The organism is Paenibacillus sp. TY11 (assembly GCF_059772165.1).
This window is the reverse complement of the sequence record NZ_JCBAIQ010000001.1, coordinates 201,443-225,319: the sequence shown is the minus strand read 5'-3', so window position 1 is coordinate 225,319 and position 23,877 is coordinate 201,443. Positions and strand designations below refer to the sequence as shown.

The following is a 23,877-nucleotide window of genomic DNA, read 5'->3' as shown; positions in this document are numbered from 1 at the left end:
CAAATTTAATTGCACAGGGTTGGGACGGCATGGCGTCAAATTAGAGAGGACGTATCCAATACATGCGGACAATAGGGATAGGCACATCTCCTATGTGGTTACTAGCCGGATGCAGGAGGGTATTGAGGCTTTCGCTACCGAAAAGGCTAAAAGTGACTTGAATATGGCGACCCGCCTGGTGGACTACAAATATAGCGGGGCAACAGGCGACACGGTGACTTTCTTTCAAGGGGAGCGACGGGTAGCGACGAATGTGATGCTGAAGGGCAAACGCGCTGTAGGCACGAAAGTATCGGTTGCGGCTTCCGACCAGATGGAAGAGATTAACCGTCTGAATATCTGCTCTGCCGATGTACAGCTGACGACCGAAGAGATGCTAAAAGCGCTAAGCCAGTTTAAAGCTTAATGCAATACTATACAGAAGTACAGGCTTGGACATAATGAAGACAAGAGGACTTGCGTAAACCACACGCAAGTCCTCTTTTGGTCATATGCAATCGTATACTTGACTCAGCCTTTGACGGCTCCGGCAACGACGCCCTTAACAATGTATTTTTGCAGAAAAATAAATACGATAATGGAAGGCAGCACAGCCATTACCATCGCGGTCATGGCGTATTGCCAGTCTGACGTATACTGTCCGACGAAGGTATAGGCGGCCAGCGTAAGCGTTTTGGTGCTGGGTGAGCCGTTAACCATGAGTAGCGGAAGTAGAAAATCGTTCCAAATCCACATCACGTCGATAATAACAATGGTGGCGGTGACCGATTTCAGCAAGGGGAAAATCACGGAAAAGAAAAGCCGGAAGCCCGAGGCTCCGTCGATCTTGGCGCTTTCGTCAATCTCGGCAGGAATACCCTTAACGAAGCCGTGATAAATAAACACTGCCAGCGGTGCGCCGAAGCCCCAGTACAGCAAGCCAAGTCCCCAAGTGCTGTCTGCCAAATTCAAGTCTTTCGCCAGTCGCAAGACGGTGAGCATGATGGACTGAAACGGGATCAGCATCGGCATAATACACAGCATGTAAATCACGGAACTCCATTTGCTTTTGGTTCTTGCCAGCTTGTAGGCGGCGATGGAAGATATCAGCACGATACCTGCCAGGCCGACCACGGTAATAATGGTGTTATTCAGAAATAAGCGTGGATAGTCAATGAATTTCCATACATATACGTAGTTATCCAGCGAAAGCTGCTTGGGCAGCGCAATGACGTCGGTCATGACCTCAGCGAAGCTTTTGAACGAATTGTTAATGGCGAGAAACAGCGGGTACAAAAATAACAGTGATAATACAATCATGCCCGCTTCCAGCAAAATACGTCCCGTACGGCTGCGTTGCATCAGGCTTCAACCTCCCTGCGTTTGAAAATAGACAACTGAATAATCGTAATGACCAGCACAGCAACGAATAAAATCAATGCTTTGGCTGTTCCGTAGCCATACAGATTGTTCTGGAACGTGTCCCGGTAAATATCATACGCAATGCTGTATGTCGTACCTCCCGGCCCACCGCCAGTCAGAGATAAAATGACGTCGAACACTTTGATCGAGTTGGTCAGTGCCATGAAGACCGAGATCGTAATGGAAGGTGCAAGCATCGGCAAAATAATACTGAAAAATCTCCGAATTGGCCCTGCCCCATCGACAATGGCGGCTTCTTTTAGATCCTCTGGCACAGATTGCAAGCCTGCAATATAAATGACCATGTAAAAGCCAATGGATTGCCAGATGGATACCGCCAAAATGGAAACAAACGCGAGCCCTTCCTCACCCAGCCAGCTTAGCTGGAAGATGCCCCAGCCTGTACTGTGTCCCAGTGACTCAAAGCCTTGCATGAAGATAAATTTCCATATAAAGCCGACAATCACGAGGCTGAGGATATAAGGGATAAAGAAAGCTGCCCGCAGCCAAGCCGAGCTTTTCAGCTTCATGTCGAGGACGAGCGCCAGCAAAATGGCCAGCACGTTCACCAGTACAATGTACAGAATGGCATATTTGACGGTAAACCAGGCTGCATGTGCAAAGTTGGCGTCTCCGAGCAGGATTTGCTTGAAGTTATCCAGACCTACAAATTTCGGATGTTTGGATATGCCGTTCCACTTAGTCAGGGAATAGCGTATCGTCATCAAAAACGGAATATAAAATGCAATCGTAATGCACAAGATTACGGGCAGTGTGAATAAACCGAATTCCAGTTTACTACCCTTGTCGCCCCAAGTTCCCCTTTTTTTCAGCATAACGCACCTCTTTTTCTCAACATTTTCCGCTCTTTCGCTCCAAGCCGTTTAAGATATAATGAAAGTATAGGATAGCCCCTGGGCCGGACCAATGGATTTAAGAAAACAGTTGAGGGTAAAAATGTGTACGCTTTCAAAAGGGGCGGTTATCATGATGTCAGAGCGTGCAGGAACGATTCTTCGATCCATATGGAGGAGGATCACGCAAAAATTAGTGAACAAGCTCATTCTGCTTTTTACCTCGGTGATTATTCTGGTGGTGGGCTCGCTCACGATTATTTCCTATCAGATGATTGAAAAGGAGTCGGTTAACCATAGCATCGCCAGCACGACGAATAATCTGCTGCTGGTTAATCAGAATTTGGAGGATTACTTGGAGGGGATGCAGCAGCTGGCTCTTCCACAGCTTCGTTATAACGATATCATGAACGCGATTGCTAATGAGAACCGGGACTATGCTTCACGAATGGTCATTGAAAATTACTTGCGCAGCATGTTTTATTCGCGCAATGATCTGGAGGCTATCTATCTGTACGTGGCGGACCGACATCAATATTATGTGGTGACTAGGGAGACGTACAACATTACGGTGCGCAAAGGAATAAACACGGATATTCCCAAGCTTTCCTGGTATAAAGAGGCAATGGCCAGCACTGCTAACGAATCATTTCAATCTTTTGCAGGGTCCCGCTCTGATATGGGCTATGTGGCGCCACAAGCCAGCTTTATGGCTTACCATCGAGTGCTGAGGTCGATTGCATCCCGTCACCCGCAGGCGGTGTTGTCCTTCTATTACAATACAAGCGCCGTGGATGAAATCATGCAGAACGTTCCACTGGGCAAAGGGGACCAACTGATGCTGATAAGCCCTGAACGGGTTCCCTTTTATGTGAACAGCTTTCCGCTATATGAGCGGATGCGTGATTCCGGGGTGCTGGCACAGATCGGCAAGGGAGGAAGCGGGCAAGTAACGTGGTTAGATAGCAGTGGCAACCAGGAGTATTTGGTCGTTTATGATGCTGGCGAAAAGGACGGGTGGCAGCTCATCAAACCCATCCCATACCGCCAAATTTATGAAGCGGCTACGACGACACGGAATTGGAGCTATGTCATCGGGGCTTTATTTTTAGGTGTGTCTATTATTTTAGTGACACTGACCTCGAACGCCATTACCCGGCCTTTACATAAGCTGTCTACCCAGATGAAACGGTTTAGCACTGGAGATTTTGGGGCAAGGGCACCTGTGAAGGGGCATGACGAGATTGCCTATTTGTCGCTGCATTTTAACGAAATGGTCCAAAGAACCGAAGAACTTATTAATGAGCGCTATCGCATGAAGCTGGTCGAAAAGAACGCTATACTCAAGGCGCTGGAGGCTGAAATTAATCCCCATTTTCTGTACAATGCCTTGCAAGCCATATCCACACAGGCATTGAAGCGGGAGATGTTCGACATGGCGGATATGGTGGATGCTTTGGCCCAAACTTTACGTTATTCCATAAACGGCAAGGATATCGTAGCTGCCCGCGAAGAACTCAAGCATATTGAACGGTATATAGGTCTGCAAAAAGCAAGATTCGGGGCGAGGCTGCGAGTCGAGGTGGTATGGGAGGAAACGCTGATGGAGTTGCCGATTCCGAGATTATCTGTACAGACGTTGGTGGAAAACTCCATCAAGCATGCGTTGGAAAAAGTATCAAGCGATATTCTGATCGTCATTTCAGCCGAATCGGGTGCTACAGATGCCACAATTGCAGTCAGGGACAACGGACCTGGGATTTCAGAGGACAAGCTGAGACTGGTGCTGGATTCGTTCCACGAAAAATGGGAAGAACGGGAGAGCGAGCATATTGGCTTGAAAAATCTGAACACACGCTTGAAGCTTTTGTATGGAGAACAGGCAGGATTATTCATACTTACGGATGAAACAGGAACGGAAATGAGAATGCAAATTCCCCGGGGAGGAGTCAGTCATGTATAACGTATTGATTATTGACGATGAAGAACCGTTACGCGAAGCCATTCGTATTGTTGGAGACTGGGGTAATCTGGGCATCGAGCATATTTATGAGGCAACGAATGGAAGGCTGGGAATGGAACTGTTAGGTCAACATCACATCGATGTGGTGATGGTAGATATGAAGATGCCGGAAATGAACGGTATCGAATTTCTACGTGCTATCGAAAAGGCATATCCCCATATGCTGACGATTGTCATTAGCGGCTACAACGACTTTGAATTTACACGGCAGGCGATTCAATCCCGGGTGGTGGATTATCTGCTCAAACCTATCAATCGTCAGGATCTGAATCAGGCACTGCGCAAAGCAGTGGACATTCTGGAAAGCCGAGAGCAAAGCAAAAACAAGTTCATTAGCCAGAACATTACGCTGAATATGTCGCTGCCGAAGCTGAAAGAGAAGCTGTATTTATCCATTTTGGACGGCAGCTTTAAAAGGCAGGCCAATACGGCGTTGCTCCCATTGATCGGAGCGGATCAGCCGGGGAATCGCTTTGGGGTGATCGTGCTGCGGCTGCTGAACAGGGATGAGATTCGCAGGACACGTTTTCATGGCGATGCCGATCTGATGGATTTTGCTGTAACCAATGTGTTAGCGCAGACATCGGATGAACGGTTGAGTTGTTTTAGCTTCTCCCATCCGCGACGGGAGCGTGAGGTCGTTTCTATCTGTACCTTGGCCCCGGGGCAAGAAGAACATATGGCCCTTCTACTGGCACAAGTGACACAGAAGGCGGTGGCGAACCTGCATGGGCTGTTCAGCATGGTGGTAGCCGCCGGGGTGGGCAAGCCCTGCACAGATGTATTGGAGCTGGCGCCTGCTTATATGGATGCCAAGACGCTCATTCACAGCACGGATGTATTGAAGCTGGAAGGAGCATCCATCCTTCATACGGTGCCCCGGCAAATGATAACGTCAGAGGAAGTGCCGTGGACGGATCGGCTGTTATCGATCCAAAAGGATGCTCATACAGGTCAGGCGAACCGGGCAAAGGTACTGCTAAATGATCTGTTGAAGCAACTGGCAGCAGGCCCTATTTTCCGTTTGCAGGATGCGGATCGAATGATGAGGGAGTTCCATTTTTTATTGAGAGAAGCTGCGGTTGAGTTGGCCGCGTCTGTGGCGTCTAATCAAGAGAGAGCTTTGGGAGAACTGGGACGCGTGGCTGAAGGCGATCTGTCTGCTGATTTTACGAGCTTTGCCCACTATGGTCAGAGACTGACCCGGATGCTGGAGCTTTACATTGCCGGGGTCCAACACGCTCAAGCGGGGAACCAACCCTTTGACATTACGGATATCAAAAGGTACATCGACCGTTATTATTTTGAAGATATCAAAATTTCATTTTTTGCCGAAACCTATTTTTTGAGCCGGGAATACCTGATGAAGCTGTTCAAGCAGCAATTTGGTTACGGCATTCACGAATATGTACAGAAGGTCAGAATGGACAAGGCGAAGGAGCTGTTAGGCGATTCCAGTCTGAAAATACAGGAAATTTCCGATATGCTCGGCTACAAGGATAAAAACTATTTCAGTAAGGCTTTTCGTAATTATTATCAGGTGTCACCGTCTGAGTATCGCGTGAGTCTGCAATAAACCACTTTTTTACCCTTAACGCTTCACTAATCTGCCTTTTTAAATCGGACTATATTTTTTAGAATGAGCGCATGGACGTTGATCACAAACAAATGGGGGAGTATCCATGTTAAAGAAGATGATGGCGTTATCCGGTAGTTTGCTTTTGACGGTCGGTTTGTTGAGCGGATGCGGAAGCAGTGGCGACACAGATGCGGCGAAAGGAAATGCTAACGGCAAAGAAGAATTGAAAACGGTTACAATAAATATGTTCACAGCCTCACCGGAGTATACCGATGCTTTTAACGCGTATATCGAGGAGTATAAGAAGGTCAAACCTAACGTTAAGATCAATCTGGAGATCATGCAGGCCGACTACAACACGATTCTGAAGTCGAAAATAGCCTCAGGCAGTACACCGGATGTATTCCAGACCACGGCAGGAGGCGACATCGACACATATGCTGATTATAGCGCCGATCTGACCAATGAGCCGCTGGCAGCAGCCATGACGGATGCCGTTCGGGCGAATATGAGTTCCAGTGACGGCAAAGTGCTGGGATTCCCGGTGAAGGGCAACCTGTTTGCGCTGATTTACAATAAGGATTTGCTTACCAAGGCTGGGGTAACCTCCCCTCCGAAGACGATTGCAGAAATGCAGGACGCGGTCACCAAGCTAGAGGCGAAGGGCATTACTCCATTTGCTAATGCATATAAAGAGTGGTGGGTATGGAAGCACATCTTCCAACACTATGTAGATGCTGCGGCGCAGGATGCAGGCGTGGAGCCGAAGCAGCTCGTTAATGATTTTATTGCAGGCAAAGCAAAAATCAAGGACTACCCGGTGCTGTACAACAATTTCTTTAGCTTCATTGATTTGACGGTGAAACATGGCACAGATAAGCCGCTGGAACGGGACAGCAATGCGGAAGTGAGTGATTTTGCATCCGGTAAAGCTGCGTTTATGACGGGTAAAGGCGCGTGGGATGAGGAAGCGATTAAGAAAATTAATCCTGATCTCAAGATTGGCATCATGGGATATCCGGTGAGTGACAAGGCTGATCAATCGGTCATCATTACTGGTGCGGATCAGGCGCTGCGTATCAACAAGGATTCTGAAGTATCCAAGGAAACGATTGAATTTTTCAACTGGCTGTACACTTCGGAATACGGTAAGAACTGGTTCTCCCAGGTAGCGAAGGTGATTCCTCCAATTAAGGATGCGCCGCTTCCTGATCTGGAAATGCCTAAGGAAATGGAAAGCATTTTGAAAACGTCGAAGTCCGGAGATCTGTCTGTTAACTACTCGCTGGATACGTTCCACCAAAAATTTGGCGAGCTGATGCAGGCTTATATCAGCGGCAACATGAACAAGGATCAGGCGGTTGCAGAGATCGAGAAAGCGTGGGTGCAATTAGGCTCGGCACAATAGGGTTGGTTTCGCAGAGGCGTCCGTAAGGGCGCCTTTTTGTATTATAGTTAGGAAGCCGAGAGGGTGTAGACAAAAAAATATTTAATAATATTTAAATATTTACTTGCAAAAAGTTATTGAGTTGTGGATAATAGATTGTGTGCAATATATCTACGACATACATAATGACTGCAAGTTGCAAATGTGAGAGATACCCCGTTTGGGGAATCTCTTTATTCCGTTTGGACTGTGCCGATTATGCTTATAATAGACCGTGTAATTTGGAACGTATTTTCATTTATGTGGTAAAGATAAAAAAGGAGATGAACGTTTTGGCGAATTCGTTATTTACACCGTATACACTGAAAGATTTGGAATTAAAAAACCGGGTAGTCATGGCCCCGATGTGCCAATACTCGGTCACAGCCAAGGACGGGATTCCGAATGATTGGCATCATGTTCACTACCTGAGCCGAGCTATTGGAGGCACGGGTCTGATTATTATAGAAATGACGGACGTGGAGCCGGATGGACGGATTACAGATTATGATCTGGGCCTTTGGTCAGATGAGCATATTCCGGCTTATAAGAAGCTGGTTGACGGGATTCATGCGCACGGGTCCAAGGTAGGCATCCAGATTGCTCATGCGGGCCGTAAAGCTGAGGATGCAGCAGAGCCAGTGGCTCCTTCGGCGATTGCATACCCGGATGCGAATTATAAACAGCCGCGCGCACTTACCACGGAGGAAGTACGTGGCATGGTGCAAAAATTCGCAGACGCCGCCCGGCGTGCGGTTCAAGCGGGCGTTGACACGATTGAGCTTCACGGTGCACATGGTTATTTGATTCACCAATTCCATTCGCCGCTCACGAACAAACGGGATGACGTATACGGTCAGGATTTATCCCGTTTTGGTGTTGAAGTCATTCAGGCTGTACGCAAGGAAATGCCTGCGGGTATGCCGTTAATCTTCCGCATCAGCGCAGTGGAATACGTGGATGGTGGATACGATGTGGATCATACGATTGAATTGAGCCGGGCATATCAGGCTGCGGGCGTAGACGTGATCCATGTTAGCTCGGGCGGAGAAGGCCCAGCTGGCGCCAGAAAGCCAGGCAACTATCCGGGCTATCAAGTGCCGTTCGCACGCCAAATCCGCGAGGCGCTGAATATCCCCGTGATCGCCGTCGGCTCGTTGGATGACCCAGCCTTAGCGCAGTCCGTTATTGGCAACGAGGATGCCGATCTGGTCGCCGTGGGACGCGGATTGCTGCGCGATCCCTATTGGGCGACTCATGCAGCGGTGACGCTGCGCGGCGAGAAGCCTTCCGTACCTGAACAATATCAACGTGGCTACTGAGGCCTAAGTAATCCCACGTTGTTTATATATAAACAGGCACCTGCAACGAAGTGTACGCTTCGTTACAGGTGCCTGTTTTGTTTTAGAGGGATACTGATTAAGAATGAATAAATGTGATTGTTTTTACATTTTGTGGATGATCCATTCTGTATAATAATCATATTTGGTGTTTAGGAGGCAGGAAGAAATGAACTCTGTTATTGAAACGAAAAAGCTCCGCAAACAGTTTGGGACGTCGGTAGCCGTAGACGATGTTTCCTTACATGTGGAGCGGGGCAGCATTTACGGTTTTCTTGGTGAGAATGGAGCTGGCAAGACTACTACCATCCGCATGCTGATGAGGCTGATCGAGCCTACAAGTGGGGAGGTTTTTTTGTTTGGGGAACGTTTGGAGAAAAACTATCCTTCTATCTTCTCGAAAATAGGTACGATTATCGAAACACCTGGTTTATACGAAACCCTGAGTGCTCGCGATAATCTGAGAATCTGCTGTATGTACATGGGGGTGCGGGATGATGGGAGAATTGAACGAACCCTAACCACGGTAGGCTTAGAGCATACCGGTAAAAAGAAGTTCAAAGATTTTTCTTTAGGGATGAAGCAAAGATTAGGGATTGCAAGGGCGCTTGTTCACGACCCTGAGTTGCTCATATTGGATGAGCCGACGAACGGATTGGATCCATCTGGAATTAAGGAAATTCGTCAGCTATTGAAGCGGCTATGCGAAGAAGAAGGGAAAACGATTCTTATTTCCAGTCATATTTTAAGCGAAATTCAGCAGTTAGCCACACACATCGGGATTATACATAATGGAAAACTGTTAGCGGAAGATCGTCTAAGTCGGTTGGAGGAAGGTTTTGAGCAACACACCGATGTAAAGGTTGACGATGCAGAAGCAGTACAAACGTTTCTGCAAGAACACATAAAGCAGCTACAATCTGATGTGATATCCCCACAACATCTAAGAATTCATAGTCCGATTGAAAATACAGCCACGTTAAATAAACAGTTAATAGATCATCAGTTTTCAGTCTATGAGATACACACCTCAAAACAGACGCTAGAGGAGTACTTTCTGACTCTCATTTCAGGAGAGGATGGGCGACGTGATTAGAGCAGAACTCATTAAGCTTAAAGGTTCTAAAGCCTTCTTGTTGAGCTATATTATATTGCTGGCTGTTGTGCTGTTGGAATTCGCGACGAGCGCTATTTTTTACAGATATTCAATTGATAAACGGGGTTGGGCCTACTATTTCGAGGGCATAGTTCTCTTCGTCAATGTTGCAGCCGGATTTATCAGTTACTACATATTAACCGGTCATATTTTTGCAAGAGAGTATCAGGAAAACACGCATCTGTTTATGTTTACCACGCCTGTCACCAGGGTTAAATTTTATTTTAGTAAATTGATCATTATTTATGGATCTATTATTGTGTCCTTATTTCTCGTTCTGTTTTTGTCTGCATTATTAGGCATGTCCATTACAGATCGACCTTTAACGATGGCTATCTGGGTATACCAAATCCAAGTATTTGCTAAAATGTGTGTGATGCATGCGATGTTAATCCCGATCGCCTCTTTTTTTGCTATACGTTGGAAAAGTCTTATGGTGGTTGTACTCGTAGTTTGTACTGCTATATTTTTAAATTTTATATACAAAAGTGAATGGTACCCTTGGATTGTGCCCTATCTCTTATCTCCTAATGAAAGAAATGCGACTATACCTACCAATGTTTCAATAGCATGGTTCAGCTTATCCATTACCTTTGTTGTGGGATTGTTTTTATCCATATGGACATATCAAAGGAAAGACTAAATGGAGAGTTTTTGAAGGGAGGGTTACTATGCTTGACCTGTTTAAAGCAGAGTGTTTGAAGCTGAAAGGAACTAAAATTCTTTTTCTAAGTGTTTTTATTTTAATAGTAACTGTAATTTTGAATTTTTATACTTACGCTGTGAATCCCAAGCTTTCCTTGGATCGTGACGGGTGGAATGAATACTTTATGGATTTGGTATCCTCCATTAATTTAATAACTGGGTATATGAGCTACTACATTTTGACCTGCTATATCTATGCGAGAGAATACCAGGAGAACACTCATATTGCACTGTTTACAAACCCGGTTCGCCGAACTCGGATTTACTTCAGTAAGCTTTTCATAATTTATATGTACATCGCTGTTAGCCTGTTGTTGGCATTTGTGATAACTGCAGTATTGGGTACATTTATTTCGACCAGACCGCTAACTTTTGAAGTCGTGTTTTATCAGCTTGGGATATTCGCTAAAATGATTCTTATGCACGCTATGCTCATCCCGATCATCACGTTCTTCGCCATCCGTTGGAAAAAATTTGTGCCCGCCATTATAGGAATGTGTACGGTCATGTGTTTAAATTTTGTTTTGGTAAATACACCAGGGAATACCTTTTATCCATGGACAGTACCGGTATTGTTTTCTCCGCATGGAACACTGGGCAGAACATCCACGAATGTTCCTGGAGGGATCATCAGTATTTGCTTCATTTTTGTGCTGGGGCTTTTTTTGGCGTTGAGAAGTTATACTCATATAGAGAAAAAGTAGAATGTGCAAGCAGAAAAATAAGGATGATAGTCCGCACAAGGTTGGTTGAATGAAGCTGTAAAATGTTGTCGCTAAAGGACGGATTTACGTGCTATAATTCCAGTAACAACAGAATGGCTTAGGTGGCGGTCGGCTAAGTCTCCCGGAAGGGAGGTGATGCCTGTGGAGGTTAAGGATGCTCTAACATTAATGATGATGTTCGGCACGCTATTAGTAGCGTTGATTGGATTAATCGTTACAATTGTTATTGCGTTGAACCAAAACAAAAAGAAATAGACCGCCCTGCTCAAGGGGGAAACGGTCTATTTCTGTGGATCACCTTTGAACAGCCGACCGCTCTTCAAAGCGGCTGTTGCCAAGAGTAGGGATGTTACCAGCATCCTTGCTCTTTTTTAGTATATCCTTCTATCATTTATTTTAGCACAATTGAATAATCGATGTAACTCATTTGGTGAAAACTTTAACTTCCTTTGGAGCGAGAGTCACGGTGATCGAACCGTTGTTGATCTGAATGGAGTCGTTGCTTAACTGGTTGGTTAGACGGGTGCCGTTGGACAGGTTGTCAAAGTTGCCAATCGTGCGGGTTTGACTGTTCCACGAGTTGTTGATGAGTACGATGGCCTCGTCACCGTTTTTAGATCGCTGGAAGCTGTAAAAGGAGTCGTCCACCCATTTTTCCTTTTGGCTGCCGGTCTGCAGAGCAGGGTGGCTGTTGCGCACACGGTTCAGCTTAGCAATGTACTGGTACAGCTCATGGTTGGCGTTGAACACGACATTTTCCCGGTTGGCGGGATCATCTCCGCCGCTAAAGCCTTGCTCGGTGCCTTGATAGATGATAGGAATACCGCGTGAGGTCAAAGTAAAGCCCAAGGCGGCCTTGAGCTGAGGCCATTTGTCATAGTTAGCACCCGGCTTGCCAGAGGCGTCATTCAGGAAACGTTTTACATCATGATTGTCGATAAATACGCCGTTGGTCTGGGCATCGCGATAGTGACGATCATCTGAGTAGCGTTCCTTGATTTTCCTCATAGATTGATCGTGTCCGAACACATCCTTGATTGTATAATACATCGGAAAATCCAGTGCGGCATCGAGATACCGGGTGTAATCACCCACATAAGCAGGATCGCCACTGTAAATTTCACCGAGGGTGAAGGTATTGGCGGCCTGGTCAAAATCCTTCAAAAAGCCTTTCGGTACATGCTTGGCGGTGTCCACTCGCAGTCCGTCGATGCCCGACTCGTTCAGCAGCCATTTGATCCAGTTTTTGAGTTCATTCGCTGTATCTGGGTTGTCCTGATTCAGGTCGTCCAATCCGGCAACGTCACCATTTTCGATTTTCCACTGATTGTTTGAGTTGTAATCTGCACCTGTGATGTCACCATTGTGATGATACCAGTCTGCCTTGTCAAAAGGGGCCTTGGCGAGGCCGTTTCCTGGCTGAAAGTCGCCGGTGTGATTGACAACTACGTCCAGCATAACAGCGATATTTTTGTCGTGCGCCTTACCAACCAGCTCTTTGAACTTGTCCATTGTACCGAGATGCCCGTCTACCGCATAAAAATCATACGTATGATAGCCGTGATAAGCGAATTCGCTCTTTTGCATCGTTACCGGAGTAATCCAGATGGCGGTAAACCCCATATTTTTAATGTAGTCGAGTTGGTTGATAATACCTTGAAAATCGCCACCATGCCACTTGCGCTGATCGCTGTTGTTGGAATTGAAACCACCGTAATTATCGTTGGATGGATCTCCGTTGCTAAATCGGTCTGTCATGATAAAATAAATGCTCTGTTTGCTCCAGTCTGTGTTGAGGGGAGTGGGCTTGGAGAGGGTATTCAGATCTATAGGAGTGAAGGCGCCCGAAGGCGCCTCCGTTTGAATAGTTACTTCAACCCCGTTAGAGTTGGGTACGTATGTAGAAGTGCCTACATTTAAGGATGCACCCGAAAGTTCCACTGTTTGGATAGGTCCTGCAATTTCGTTGAGGTTGGTTGTGTAGGTGGAAGTCCCTACGCTGAGGATGCTCCCCGAAGGTGCCCCCGTTCGAATAGTTCCTGCGGCTCCGTTAGAGCCGGGTGTGTAGGTAGAAATTCCCGTGCTGAAAAGGTAGTTTTTCGTGTTGTTGCTGTCCCAGCTGTTATTGCCGTCGTTAAAAGCGGCTTCCAATTGGGCGGCAGAACCGATATCGACGGTAATTTTGGCATAGCCGCTAATTTCGGCATCCTGCATTTTCACACCAGGCGCAGCAGTCCAGCTTCCGCCGGCAGGGCGATAGTGAATGTAAGGCGAGTTAAAGCCTTTTTTGTAGTATACCGTTACCTTGTTAGTTGTACCGCCGCCATCCCCGGGAATCGTACCCGATGGAGCGCCTGATGTGATCGTTCCCGCATTGCCGCTACTGCCTGGCGTGTAAGTAGAAGTACCTGTGCTGAAGGAGTAGTTTTTGGTGTAATTGCTGTCCCAGTTGTTGTTGCCATCATTAAAGGCAGCCTCTAATTGGGAAGCAGAGCCGATATCGACCGTAATTTTGGCATAGCCGCTAATCTCGGCATCCTGCATTTTCACGCCAGGCGCAGCAGTCCAGCTTCCGCCAGCCGGGCGGTAGTGAATGTAAGGCGAGTTGAAGCCTTTTTTGTAGTATACGGTTACTTTGTTGCCTGTACCACCGCCGTTATCGCCAGGCTTGGCCTTGCTGATAATATACTGTTTGAATCCATTCATTTCACCAGTTGGCGAGCCGTCGCTGTTGACGAGATTGTTGATGCGTAATAGCGTAAAGCCGTGATAACCGAACTTTGTGATTTTTTCCTCAATCTTTTGGAAGCCGCTGCCGCCCGTCGGGAGCGCATTTTCACCATTGAGGCGAACACCCTTGGCATTAGCGATGGAGGAGACGGTATCAACCAAGGTGGACGGCAACGAATAATTCGGTGCTGTGCCACTGTCGTTCATCTCCAGTGCAGTAAAGGTCAAATCCAGATCGGCATCCTTGAATTTCTCAATGAGACGGTTGTAATCATAATATCCACCTGCATGCTCTGTGCTGTGAGGCATGGCAGGATTGTTCATTTGCCAGTGCAGACCGGAAATCTTGGCTCCGATACGGACACCGAACACGGAATCGAAGTTTTTGTGAGCGGCTGCTCCGATGACGCCCAGATGGTTTTCAAGCACGCTTTGGTACCACGACAGGAAGTCCTTCCCATAGGTGGAATTATACCCGCCGTTCGTATAAAATCCATCCCCGTCGCTCGGCGGATTGATTTGGTTAAGGCTGCTTAGCTTGGTCCCCCAAGCCGCATTAATCTTGTCCAACGATCCATACTTTTCATTCATGGCCGTGCGGAACGCACTTTTGGCTGTTTCAGTGTAGGCTTGGAATTTGCCCCGTGCAGGATAACTCCATCCCGCTGCCGGATAGTATGAAGGATATCGCAATTCTCCAGAGGGCCCACCGCTTAAATAAATTTTGGGAATGATGCTTTTGTAGCTAGCAAAGGTTTGAGCAAATGAGGCATACAGCTCGTCATATTGTTTACCAGTCCCGCTCCATAATGGAGAGAGGGCTTCGTTATTGGCATAACCGCTTTCGTCCTTGAACTGCATTTCATCTGCACTGCCCTTGCTCCCCAGCCAGCTTGGAAGCGGGATGTTGCAGTCATCACCCACATTTCCGCCGCACTTGTGCGTAGAAATGATGGGAACCCACTTCAGTCCCACTTCTTTCACAGCATCTGCATAGGTCTTGTAGTAGCTCCAATCGAACTGGTTATCTCCTGCGCTCTCGACATAGCCCCACCAGACATCGGTAGTGATGGCATACACGCCGTTACTTTTCAGCGTTTGCAGTTGCTTTTTGAAGGCACTCCAGTCACTGATTTTCGCCAGCGGCCCCATGACGGAAGCCTGAAAATCATCAGCAACCGCGGCGCTCGCCGTATTGGAGGGTGAGCCAATGAAGGCGGTCAGAGACAGCACAAGGCTTAGCAGAATCAGGCACCCTTTGTTCCATAGACTTCGATACAAGGTCAAACCGATCATCCTCCCCAAAGCATAGTCTATTTCGACAACATATTGTAAACGTCTACAAAAATAGTATAAAGCAAGCGGTTGCATAAAAAAGAAGAATTTATTGCACACTCGGGGTGGAGAAATATGACATTTTGCGTTAGCAACCGTGTGCTTAAAAGAGTCCAGGCAAAAAAATAAGGCATAGGTCTGAGTAAGACGCATGCCTTTTAGTGATGTGCGGATAGCCAATGCCAGCATAGGGGAAAGCGAACCTAAGCGTATAGAAGCCTTGTTCCAGTCTGTATGAAAGTATTGCCGAGGCAGCTTGCTTAATAAATAGGGCGATCCTTCTGGTCGGCAATGCCGCTTTTACGGTAGAAATACGTATTGATCCGATCCCGCCATTCTTTGGCATGCTTTGCCTGATGCTCCAGCCGCTCCAGCACCTGTTCATACTTGGCATCATTCAGTTGCCCTCGTAGACTAACCCATGTGTCTCGGAGATGGGCCGCACGTTCCGCACCTTCAAAGTGGGTATCATAAATATGCTGTATGACCGTTCGGCCGGAGTGGAGCGTGTGCGTATAAGGAACATGGTGAAAGAATAAGAGCAGCTCATCCGGGCAGGTGTCCGTAGATTCGTAGATATCGGCATTGGGAGAAAAATATTGTCCTGCATAGCCCGTTCCGGTTGCGGTCGTGCGATCTACCCCGATCCCCTGGCAATCAGCAAAATGGTAGGTGCCCCACATCGAATATTCGTAGCCGTCTACATCCGGCCCATAGTGGTGACCGGGACTGACCATCCAGCCGACCCCGAGAGGGGCGGTGTAGGACTCGTAGATATTCCATGAATCGAGCAGCATTTGCTTAATGGTAGAAATTAAATCTGTACTACTGTCACCGTTCACTTGTCCGCCAAACGTCTGCCGAACCCACTCATCTGCGATTTCGTCTGCGGACAGCTCCGGGTCCCATGCCAACCGACCATAGCCGTAAAGGTTGGACTGGGCGAGCAAATGTCCGGTCCAATTCGTGTCTGCACCAATATTGGATACAGCGGCGATTCCATAGTTGGTGTGCTTGGGAGAATGCAGAGCGCCACTCACGATGCGCTTGATGGTGGAGCCTTTTCCCTGTGCGTAGGTGTCAAAATCCAGAACCTCCTTCCATTGCGGAACAAGGTAACATAGATGCTTCTGTTGCCCGGTGTACTCTTGCGCAATTTGAAATTCCAGCAGTACCTGAGTGGCTTCCAGCGCGCCGAACAGGGGGGAGACAGGCTCCCGCACCTGAAAATCCATGGGACCATTTTTGATCTGTAAAATGACATTTTCCCGAAACAACCCATCTAGCGGTTTAAAATGGTCAAAGGCCGCGCGAGCCCGATCCGTTTTGCGATCACGCCAGTCCTGCTTGCAGTCGTAGACAAAGCAGCGCCAAATCACACGCCCGCCATAGGGCTGCAACGCATCAGCCAGCATATTGGCTCCATCGGCGTGATGGCGCCCGTAGCTGAACGGGCCGGGCCGATTTTCGGAATCGGCCTTGACCACGAAGCCGCCCAGATCGGGAACGGCGGCGTAAACTTCCTGGGCTTTGGCCTGCCACCATTCAGCTACAGCAGGATCCAGGGGATCGGCTGTAGTTAATCCGCCGAGCCGAATAGGGCTGGCATAGTTAATGCTCAAGTAGATCTGGATGCCATAGGCGCGAAACACCGTAGCCACTTTGGCCACATCCGGTAGGAATTTATCTGTAATCAGCTCGGTTTCTACGTGATGGACATTCACATTGTTAATAGATAGCGCTTGAATGCCCACAGAAGCGAGTAGACGAGCATAGTCTCGAAGGCGATCCCTATTTGTAGTAAAGGCATTATTGTTGTAGAAAATAGATGCGCCCGCATATCCGCGTTCAACGCTACCATCCATGTTATCCCAGTGGTTGATCATGCGGATGGGATTAGCTGGATTGGACAAAAGGTCTAGAATGGGAGCGTGCAATGATTCTTCGGTGGTGGGCTTCAGCTTGCCGACTAGTCCTCCCTGCAGGTAGCGCAGCAGATGAAAGACTCCGTACAATACGCCTTTGGAGGTTTGCCCCGCGACTGTAACGTACTGTCCTTTGAACTCATCGTTACCGTGTGAAGCTGAATATGCCGGATCCGGCATCTCTATCCCGCGAATTCGGTAGCCTTCTGCGCTCACTTCTGCCTGTTCCTCTGCGCTAAATCGTTCTGCTACCAAAGGATGCGCTGGGAACGTACCCAGTGCAATGAATGGCGCATTCACAGGAACGGCGCTGATCTTCGGCTGCTGTCCAAACATGGAGGTCAATCCGTGCTGAAGCTCACTCGCAGCCGATTGAAGCACTTCATCTGTCTCATGGACCACGATGACCCTGCACCAAGCGGGCAGCTTTTCTACCTTACTATTGCGGGTGTAATGCAGCCAAGCCGCATAGCCGCTCTCTTTTGGCATATCCATACGCTTGCTCATATTCCAGCCTCCTTTTGGGCAGGTGAAGATTAGTCTCAGGCATGCTGCTCCTGGTCCTGACTCATATGCTGAGGGAGAGTCAGACGGTTGCCCTTGCCTTCATATAGCCACAAAATAGCGGTAACTCCGCGGGGGTAGTATTTGCTACCGTGGGCAATACCGGAGAGCATTTGGTCGCTCCAGCACCAATAGGATTCTTCAGGGTGAAGAAGCCATGAGACATGGGCTGCGTCTGCAGCCTGCCCAGCTTCCTCCCAAGGCAGCTCTAGCAGCTCACGGGCAATGAACTGCGACAGGTAGATTTTACTCAGCCAGGAGTTGTTACTGGTGGAAGACAGCTTCCAACCCCCGTTATCGAACAGGCAGACACCTGGTACCAGTACGGTTTCCAAATGACGTCGCAACGCTTGCATATACCCGCCAAATCGCCCATCGAGCTTAAGTGCCTCCTCACATCCTGTAAAGTAGGGGAAGATCAGACCCTCGATGGCAGGGATAATCTGTGAATCATTGCCCTCCTGAATGACAGCAGGAATATAGCCCTTATCTGTCATTTGCGCTGTGATCGCTGCTGCACATTTGTCTGCCTGTAAGCCAGCTTCCCGTGAAAGCGAGTCGAGTCCTTCCGAGGCAAACACTTTCTCCAGCGCAATATACACCGCCCAGCATTTGCTGCCCAAATAAATGTTGTTGCGGGACTGACCCAAGGAGATGTCCAGACTATCGTAGGTCGTGATTTCCGCGCCTCCTCGGGTTCTTGAGCTATCCAAGCCCATTAAGCCGTTTCGGTGTGCCGGATCTGGATGATCCCGCTGTAACATGCTATCAAAGCATTCACACAAAACGGGCAGCATACGTGTTATAAACGGCCGATCCCTCGTCTGTTCGATATATACCGTGGCGCAGCATAGCCAGTTCACTAGCTCTTCGTGGCTCATGTAAGAGAAGCAGTCGTCAATCCCTGCCAGCTCATACGCAGAATACCCCTGCCGGGAAAACACATTCGCCACGCCCATATCATGCGTAAACGTGATGCCGCCCGGATAAGTCTGTTCGCCTGCCGGAAACCGTACCTCATCCCGGTAGCTGTACCGTTGGACAAACCACTCCAGCTCGTTACGTACCGTCCACGGGTTCAAAATCAATTCATAGTAGAGCTGATCCGCCGTCAAATCAAGCGTATTCATCATCCGATATTCGCCTTCGTTCACGATCCAGATGGGTTCTCCATCCGATTGCTGACTGAGTAACTGGGTGCTGCCGTAGTAGCTGTGAATCGCCTGTGAGAGCATAAATTCCTGATCCTCGTTCAAGCTTGCCGACTCGATCCAGTGATTGGCCTGGAGACAGGATGCCGTCAGGTCTGTAAAATGCTCCAAAGCATAGCCCGCCACCTCTTCAATATCCTTGAACAGCCGGGTGTAGTAATACGTCGCGTCGATGCCTGTCGTCACGACACCGCCGCGATAGAAGCAGATGGCGAAGGAATACGTGCGCTTTTCGCCTGCGGGAACGTCCATGAGGAGTGCAGCCGTTCCACCCAGACCAAAGGATAAGTTTTCGACAATCGCCTCGCCGAGCAGCTTTTCCACGGTGAATCCACGGGCAGGCACGACCCCGCCGCTGTTGGTCACAATTGCAGTGCTGCGCCCTTGGCCGATGCCCGTGAGTTTTTCCGAGTGGGCAGAATCCGTAGCTTCCCTGCGCGGGTCCTCTCCCAGAATGCGCATGCCGCTGTACGGATCACTGCCCTGATAGCCGAAAAAAGCTCTCCGTGCAGCGGTACCCTGCGTGTTATCCACCGTCAGCTCGGCAAATACCGCCGGAACCAATGCTGACCGCAGCTCATCTATACCCGCTGTCCCCGGCTCGGGCACCGGGCGAACAGGGGAATACAGCCGGAATGTCAAATCGCCGGCCTGCCATGTATCCGTTCCTGCTTTTAGCTCACGGATAATGTCTGAATCGGCAAAGGCAATGAGTTGCGGCTCCATTCGTTTATCCTTTTTCTCCACGTCGTAGCGGGTACTTTCGTCCTGTGTGGATGCAAAAAAGGGAAGCGCCTCGTATGCTCCGCCATCTCTGGATTGCAGCCCGATATATACATTTTCATCGGCAGGCTTGCCCAGCTCCAAACCGAGTCCACCGCGATTGCCCTTAAACCCAAGCGTAAAGCTGGAGAAGGAACCGATGGGTGCATGCTGCGTGTTATAAAATATATTTTTCGACATATAGTGAAACCCCTTTCAGAATAAAGTTTAACTTTGACTAACTTCACTTAGAGCCTAGCATGTCATGTGCCGAGGAACCATTGTCAAATCGCTCAACTATTTATCCAAATCGCGCTGAAAACGATATACTGGAGTAAATCGATGTAAGCTAGGAGGGAAAACATGTCGTCACCACGTTTACCGAAGCGTCCTCATCATCCAGACCTTACGGCTGCAGGAGAGGAATTCTTTTTTCCCGATGTGCGGACTACGGTCAATCTGTTTGCCATCCATACGCGAAGTGTCGGAGGAGACTGGAGCTATCCGCCACACGAGCATCCTCAATATGAAATTAACATCGTGCTTGCGGGGGAGCAGATTATGGTTGTGGATGGTCGCAGCTATATCCAGCGACAGGGTGATCTGGTGCTTCTGCGCCCAGGAATTGTCCACTCCAGCCATAGTGACGGAGAGGGATTTACGTATTTTTGCATGCATTTCGACATTGATGATAAATTGTTTCTTTCGTTACTGAGCCGTCTGGAGCAAGTGCTGTTTCCGGCTGAAGGCACAGTGGCGGGGCAGTTGGGGCCAGCGCTGGGCAAGTTACTCGATCTTTCTACGCCAGAAGACGTGGGAATAGGTGGTGATTCGGTGGCAAAGCGTATGCGGATTCAATCTGCTGTGTTTGAACTGTTCGCCACGTTGTGGGAGGCCGTATCCAGCGAAGCCGCTCATCTGCCGGGGCGCGGATATGTGCAGGCAGAGCTTGCCCATCAGATTGCCAGCCGTCTTCAGGCCAGAGTGAATCAGCCTTATGGACAAGCCGGCTCGGTGGAAAAACAGGACGGGATCGAGGGCATTTCATCCGAGCTGGGTATCAGCGTGTCGCATTGTAATCGTGTATTTCGTAGTGTTTTCGGCGTATCTCCCCGTGTGTATCTATCTGGGCTTGTGTTGCATGAGGCCAAGTTGCTGTTAGCTGATCCACAATGGTCGGTGCAGCAAATTGCCGATATGCTGGGTTATGGGGATATTGCGCATTTTAGCAGACAGTTTAAACGTTGGTCCGGTCAGTCGCCGACATCCTATCGTAAAAGCACAGTGCAGGAAAGCCCATCCTAACGAACAAGTTTTCACCGGAAGCGTGCTTTTCCTGGATGGTGGTTATACGCTGATCTAAGCCACATACAACCAACAGGTAGGAAAACTATTTTTTAAACCAAAACCGGCTAACACGTATACAATGTGTTAGCCGATTTTGGTTTTGCTATAGGGTATCAGGTCCTTCTCCATAGCGGCTCTCTTTACGGTCATGATTTTGCATGATAATATTCGAATGTGGGGTGAAATTTTAAGTCATTATCCGAATGGATTATAAAAATTAAAGCATATATGCAATATGACCTTGTTTTTAAGGGGAGGGTTATCTATGGATCAAGTAGATCATAAAATTTTGCTATGTCTACAAAACCAGGCACGTATCTCCATGACTGAGCTGGGTAAGGAAGTTGGACTTTCCCAGCCTGCCGTAACGGAAAGAGTACGGCGCATGGAGGATAAGGGCATTATCACTGGGTATCGTACCATGGTTTCACATGAGAAAGTCGGAAAGCCGATCATGGCTCACGTGCTCGTGCACACGAATCAATGCAACTCATTTGTTGAGTTTTGCCAATCTGCGCCTGAAGTCATTGAGTGCCATCGAATCAGCGGCGAGCAAAATTACTTACTGAAAGTCATGGCTGAGTCTATGCTCAAGCTGGAGCAGTTCGGGGATGAGTGTGGAAAGCACGGGCACTCTACCACGTTAATCGTCCTGTCCTCGCCTGTAGAGCATAAACATATAACTCCCGCTTTATTAGACTTTTGAGCTGCCGTAAATGGCTTGGCAAAGCTCGGTTGTAAACGGACCTGACATCCCTTCAAATGCTGTATTGGTAAAGGCGACAACGCTGAGTCTTAGTGCGGGATCAACGAACCACGAATGACCGTAAGCTCCTCCGAGGCGCCATGTGCCGGGTGATTCTGCTGTTTCGCTTTCGTCGGGATTTTGGAGTACGGTGAACCCCAGTCCAAAGCCCCGTCCCGGCCAGCCTTCCAAGGGGAGGTTCCCGGTCTGGATGGTGCCCATTTCACGGACCCATTCCTCTGGCAATAACGGATTGCCGCCGTTTCGCAGTGTTTCCAGCAGCCGCATGAAGTCTTTTGCGCTGCCGATCATACCGGAGCCACCAGAATGGAAAGCCGTGGGATCAAAGGCTCGTGCAGGCTGAAAACGAAGTCCCGCCGTGCCTTCAAAGACCTGTGCAATCTCAAGCTCACGCATCCGCCGGGGTTCTGATATATCGTTGACATAAGGAGCGGCAAGCCGTCCGGCATCAGCGACCGCGAAACTGGTATCGTGCATACCGAGAGGTTCTGTAACGAGCTTTTTAACAGCCGCATCAAGGGTTGTGCCACATACACGGCTAATGATAGCACCGAGTACATCTGTGGCAATTGAATAGCCCCATGCTTTACCCGGTGTATATAACAGAGGTACGGAAGCCAAACGTTGCAAGTTCTCTTTAAGCGTAAGATTTGAAAAATCCATGCCATCTGATACGCCTGCACGATGATAGGGGCCGCCGCCTTCCTCCTCTAAAAAGCCATAGGTCAACCCGGCAGTATGTGTCAGCAATTGGCGTACCGTAATGGATGGCTGTTCGCCGCTGATCAATCGGGGGCGGAAGTCCGGCAACCAGCGTTCAATAGATTCATCGAGCTTAATCAATCCTTGGGCTGCCAAAACCAAAGCCGCTGTAGATACAATCGGCTTGGACACAGAAGAAAGCCGAAATAAAGCATCCTCGTGCATAGGACGTTGTTCTTCTCGATCAGCCAGTCCCGCCGCTCGGACATACACGGGTGAACCGTCCATATATATCATGACGACTGCGCCGACCAGGCGCTTCTCGGCAAGGGTTTGATCTATAACTGCATTTACACGTCCGTCCAGACCAGCTTGTATCGCAAAAACTCTATTATCCAAACCCATAAATACCTCATCCTCTCTATGATCCAGCGGTTATCGCTTGATGGAACTTAGTTTACAGGATGAGAAGACGACATTACATAAGGTAACAAAGGTATTCAGTAATATTTCACGTTAAAATAAAATTATATTATAAGGATAGCCTTGGATTTAAATGGACAGGATTTTACATGAAGTTATGCTGCGCTTTACAGTAGCTTTTTAAGTGGAGATACACGCCCTTGTGATACGCTGAAAATAGATGGTAAAATTTACAACAAAGGAGGTTGTGTTCATTGAAGATTGCACTACGTAAGAAATTGGCTTGCTTGGTTGTCTTAGGGGGGATTTTGACTGTAATCGCTACAGGTTTTGGAGGGGATAAGGAACCTTATAAACTTCCCGATAAGCCCAAAGAGGCTGCTGTCTCGACATTTTCAGAATATATGAACGCTTCTATGAGCCGTGATTACGATAAGATGCTTTCACTGTCTGATGATTATCGTTTTAAAACAGAGCGGGCACGGCTTAATTTTGTAAAAGCCCAGGGAACACCGATTGATTATCGTATCGTGTCTGTGGATGATTCTGACCCTTCCAAAATTGTTGTTTCGTCGATAACGAAGTATGAGGATATGGAGTTACCTCCCATTAAGCATATTCTTGCTTTTGAAGAAGGAAAGTACAAGCTACAAATGAGGAATGTTGTGGTCAATATGATTCCTTCATCACCTGACTATAAAACGGTCGAGTATGAGCCTGAGAAGGTAGACGATAGTTTAGAGGATAATTTTAATTTTTCGAATTTCTAATCAAACGGTCTAAAATGTATCCAATAAGATACCAGAAACCTAGTGTAGTTAGGTATACAACGGCTATTGGAATATCTGCTTCTCGCACAAATCGAAATGATTCATACATCCAAACCAACGGGCTAATAATAGC

General features: G+C 48.1%; 18 protein-coding genes. 12 read left to right on the top strand and 6 right to left on the bottom strand.

The window, feature by feature from the left end; translation table 11 throughout:
• Positions 1-109: 109 nt before the first annotated feature.
• Positions 110-406 carry a cache domain-containing protein gene (locus tag AC6EJC_RS00940; protein ID WP_444952322.1) on the top strand — a complete coding sequence of 99 codons (297 nt, stop codon included), beginning with the start codon at positions 110-112 and terminating at the stop codon, positions 404-406.
• Between the two features lie 104 nt (positions 407-510).
• Here the strand turns inward: AC6EJC_RS00940 and AC6EJC_RS00935 are convergent, their stop codons facing one another.
• Both AC6EJC_RS00935 and AC6EJC_RS00930 read right to left on the bottom strand, forming a co-directional pair.
• Positions 511-1,341 carry a carbohydrate ABC transporter permease gene (locus tag AC6EJC_RS00935; protein WP_013312583.1) on the bottom strand — a complete coding sequence of 277 codons (831 nt, stop codon included), beginning with the start codon at positions 1,339-1,341 and terminating at the stop codon, positions 511-513.
• Positions 1,341-2,237, bottom strand: a complete 897-nt coding sequence (locus AC6EJC_RS00930; RefSeq protein ID WP_444952321.1) for a carbohydrate ABC transporter permease — start codon at positions 2,235-2,237, stop codon at positions 1,341-1,343. Before AC6EJC_RS00930 ends, AC6EJC_RS00935 begins: the two co-directional genes overlap by 1 nt.
• Positions 2,238-2,358: 121 nt before the next feature.
• Between AC6EJC_RS00930 and AC6EJC_RS00925 the strand changes: the two genes are divergently transcribed.
• The 8 genes from AC6EJC_RS00925 (at position 2,359) to AC6EJC_RS00890 (ending at position 11,464) form a co-directional block, all read left to right on the top strand.
• Positions 2,359-4,218 (top strand): sensor histidine kinase, encoded by a 1,860-nt coding sequence (locus AC6EJC_RS00925; protein WP_444952320.1) that lies wholly within the window; start codon positions 2,359-2,361, stop codon positions 4,216-4,218.
• Positions 4,211-5,854, top strand: a complete 1,644-nt coding sequence (locus tag AC6EJC_RS00920) for a response regulator transcription factor (RefSeq protein ID WP_444952319.1) — start codon at positions 4,211-4,213, stop codon at positions 5,852-5,854. Before AC6EJC_RS00925 ends, AC6EJC_RS00920 begins: the two co-directional genes overlap by 8 nt.
• Positions 5,855-5,960: 106 nt before the next feature.
• The gene (locus tag AC6EJC_RS00915; RefSeq protein ID WP_444952318.1) at positions 5,961-7,265 is read left to right on the top strand and encodes an ABC transporter substrate-binding protein; all 1,305 of its coding nucleotides are present in this window, start codon (positions 5,961-5,963) and stop codon (positions 7,263-7,265) included.
• 311 nt (positions 7,266-7,576) lie between these two features.
• Positions 7,577-8,605: an NADH:flavin oxidoreductase/NADH oxidase gene (locus tag AC6EJC_RS00910; RefSeq protein WP_444952317.1), complete on the top strand. Its 1,029-nt coding sequence runs from the start codon at positions 7,577-7,579 to the stop codon at positions 8,603-8,605.
• A gap of 187 nt (positions 8,606-8,792) precedes the next feature.
• A complete protein-coding gene (locus AC6EJC_RS00905) occupies positions 8,793-9,719 on the top strand; it encodes an ABC transporter ATP-binding protein (RefSeq protein ID WP_444952316.1) in 927 nt (308 codons plus the stop codon).
• Positions 9,703-10,422, top strand: coding sequence for an ABC transporter permease (locus tag AC6EJC_RS00900; protein WP_444952315.1), 720 nt, complete (start codon positions 9,703-9,705; stop codon positions 10,420-10,422). The genes AC6EJC_RS00905 and AC6EJC_RS00900 overlap by 17 nt, the downstream gene beginning before the upstream one ends.
• Before the next feature lie 28 nt (positions 10,423-10,450).
• A complete protein-coding gene (locus AC6EJC_RS00895; protein WP_444952314.1) occupies positions 10,451-11,188 on the top strand; it encodes an ABC transporter permease in 738 nt (245 codons plus the stop codon).
• Positions 11,189-11,350: 162 nt separating this feature from the next.
• Entirely contained in the window at positions 11,351-11,464 is a 114-nt protein-coding gene (locus AC6EJC_RS00890) for a putative holin-like toxin (protein WP_010347020.1), read from the top strand.
• 168 nt (positions 11,465-11,632) lie between these two features.
• Here AC6EJC_RS00890 and AC6EJC_RS00885 read toward each other — a convergent pair whose 3' ends face one another.
• The 3 genes from AC6EJC_RS00885 to AC6EJC_RS00875 all read right to left on the bottom strand — a co-directional run bounded on the left by AC6EJC_RS00885 (position 11,633) and on the right by AC6EJC_RS00875 (position 19,937).
• The gene (locus AC6EJC_RS00885; protein ID WP_444952313.1) at positions 11,633-15,226 is read right to left on the bottom strand and encodes a family 14 glycosylhydrolase; all 3,594 of its coding nucleotides are present in this window, start codon (positions 15,224-15,226) and stop codon (positions 11,633-11,635) included.
• A gap of 308 nt (positions 15,227-15,534) precedes the next feature.
• Positions 15,535-17,706: an alpha-glucuronidase family glycosyl hydrolase gene (locus tag AC6EJC_RS00880; protein WP_444952312.1), complete on the bottom strand. Its 2,172-nt coding sequence runs from the start codon at positions 17,704-17,706 to the stop codon at positions 15,535-15,537.
• A gap of 35 nt (positions 17,707-17,741) precedes the next feature.
• Positions 17,742-19,937 carry a glycoside hydrolase family 52 protein gene (locus tag AC6EJC_RS00875; protein WP_444952311.1) on the bottom strand — a complete coding sequence of 732 codons (2,196 nt, stop codon included), beginning with the start codon at positions 19,935-19,937 and terminating at the stop codon, positions 17,742-17,744.
• Positions 19,938-20,099: 162 nt separating this feature from the next.
• Between AC6EJC_RS00875 and AC6EJC_RS00870 the strand changes: the two genes are divergently transcribed.
• Together AC6EJC_RS00870 and AC6EJC_RS00865 are read left to right on the top strand one after the other, a co-directional pair.
• Entirely contained in the window at positions 20,100-21,041 is a 942-nt protein-coding gene (locus AC6EJC_RS00870; protein ID WP_444952310.1) for a helix-turn-helix domain-containing protein, read from the top strand.
• Between the two features lie 307 nt (positions 21,042-21,348).
• Positions 21,349-21,789 carry an Lrp/AsnC family transcriptional regulator gene (locus AC6EJC_RS00865; RefSeq protein ID WP_444952309.1) on the top strand — a complete coding sequence of 147 codons (441 nt, stop codon included), beginning with the start codon at positions 21,349-21,351 and terminating at the stop codon, positions 21,787-21,789.
• On the opposite strand, the gene AC6EJC_RS00860 is transcribed toward AC6EJC_RS00865, so the two are convergent.
• Positions 21,778-22,956, bottom strand: coding sequence for a serine hydrolase domain-containing protein (locus AC6EJC_RS00860; protein WP_444952308.1), 1,179 nt, complete (start codon positions 22,954-22,956; stop codon positions 21,778-21,780). The two genes, AC6EJC_RS00865 and AC6EJC_RS00860, sit on opposite strands and share 12 nt — an antisense overlap.
• A gap of 272 nt (positions 22,957-23,228) precedes the next feature.
• Between AC6EJC_RS00860 and AC6EJC_RS00855 the strand changes: the two genes are divergently transcribed.
• Complete coding sequence (locus AC6EJC_RS00855) at positions 23,229-23,744, top strand: hypothetical protein (protein ID WP_444952307.1); 516 nt, start codon at positions 23,229-23,231, stop codon at positions 23,742-23,744.
• Positions 23,745-23,877: the final 133 nt, after the last annotated feature.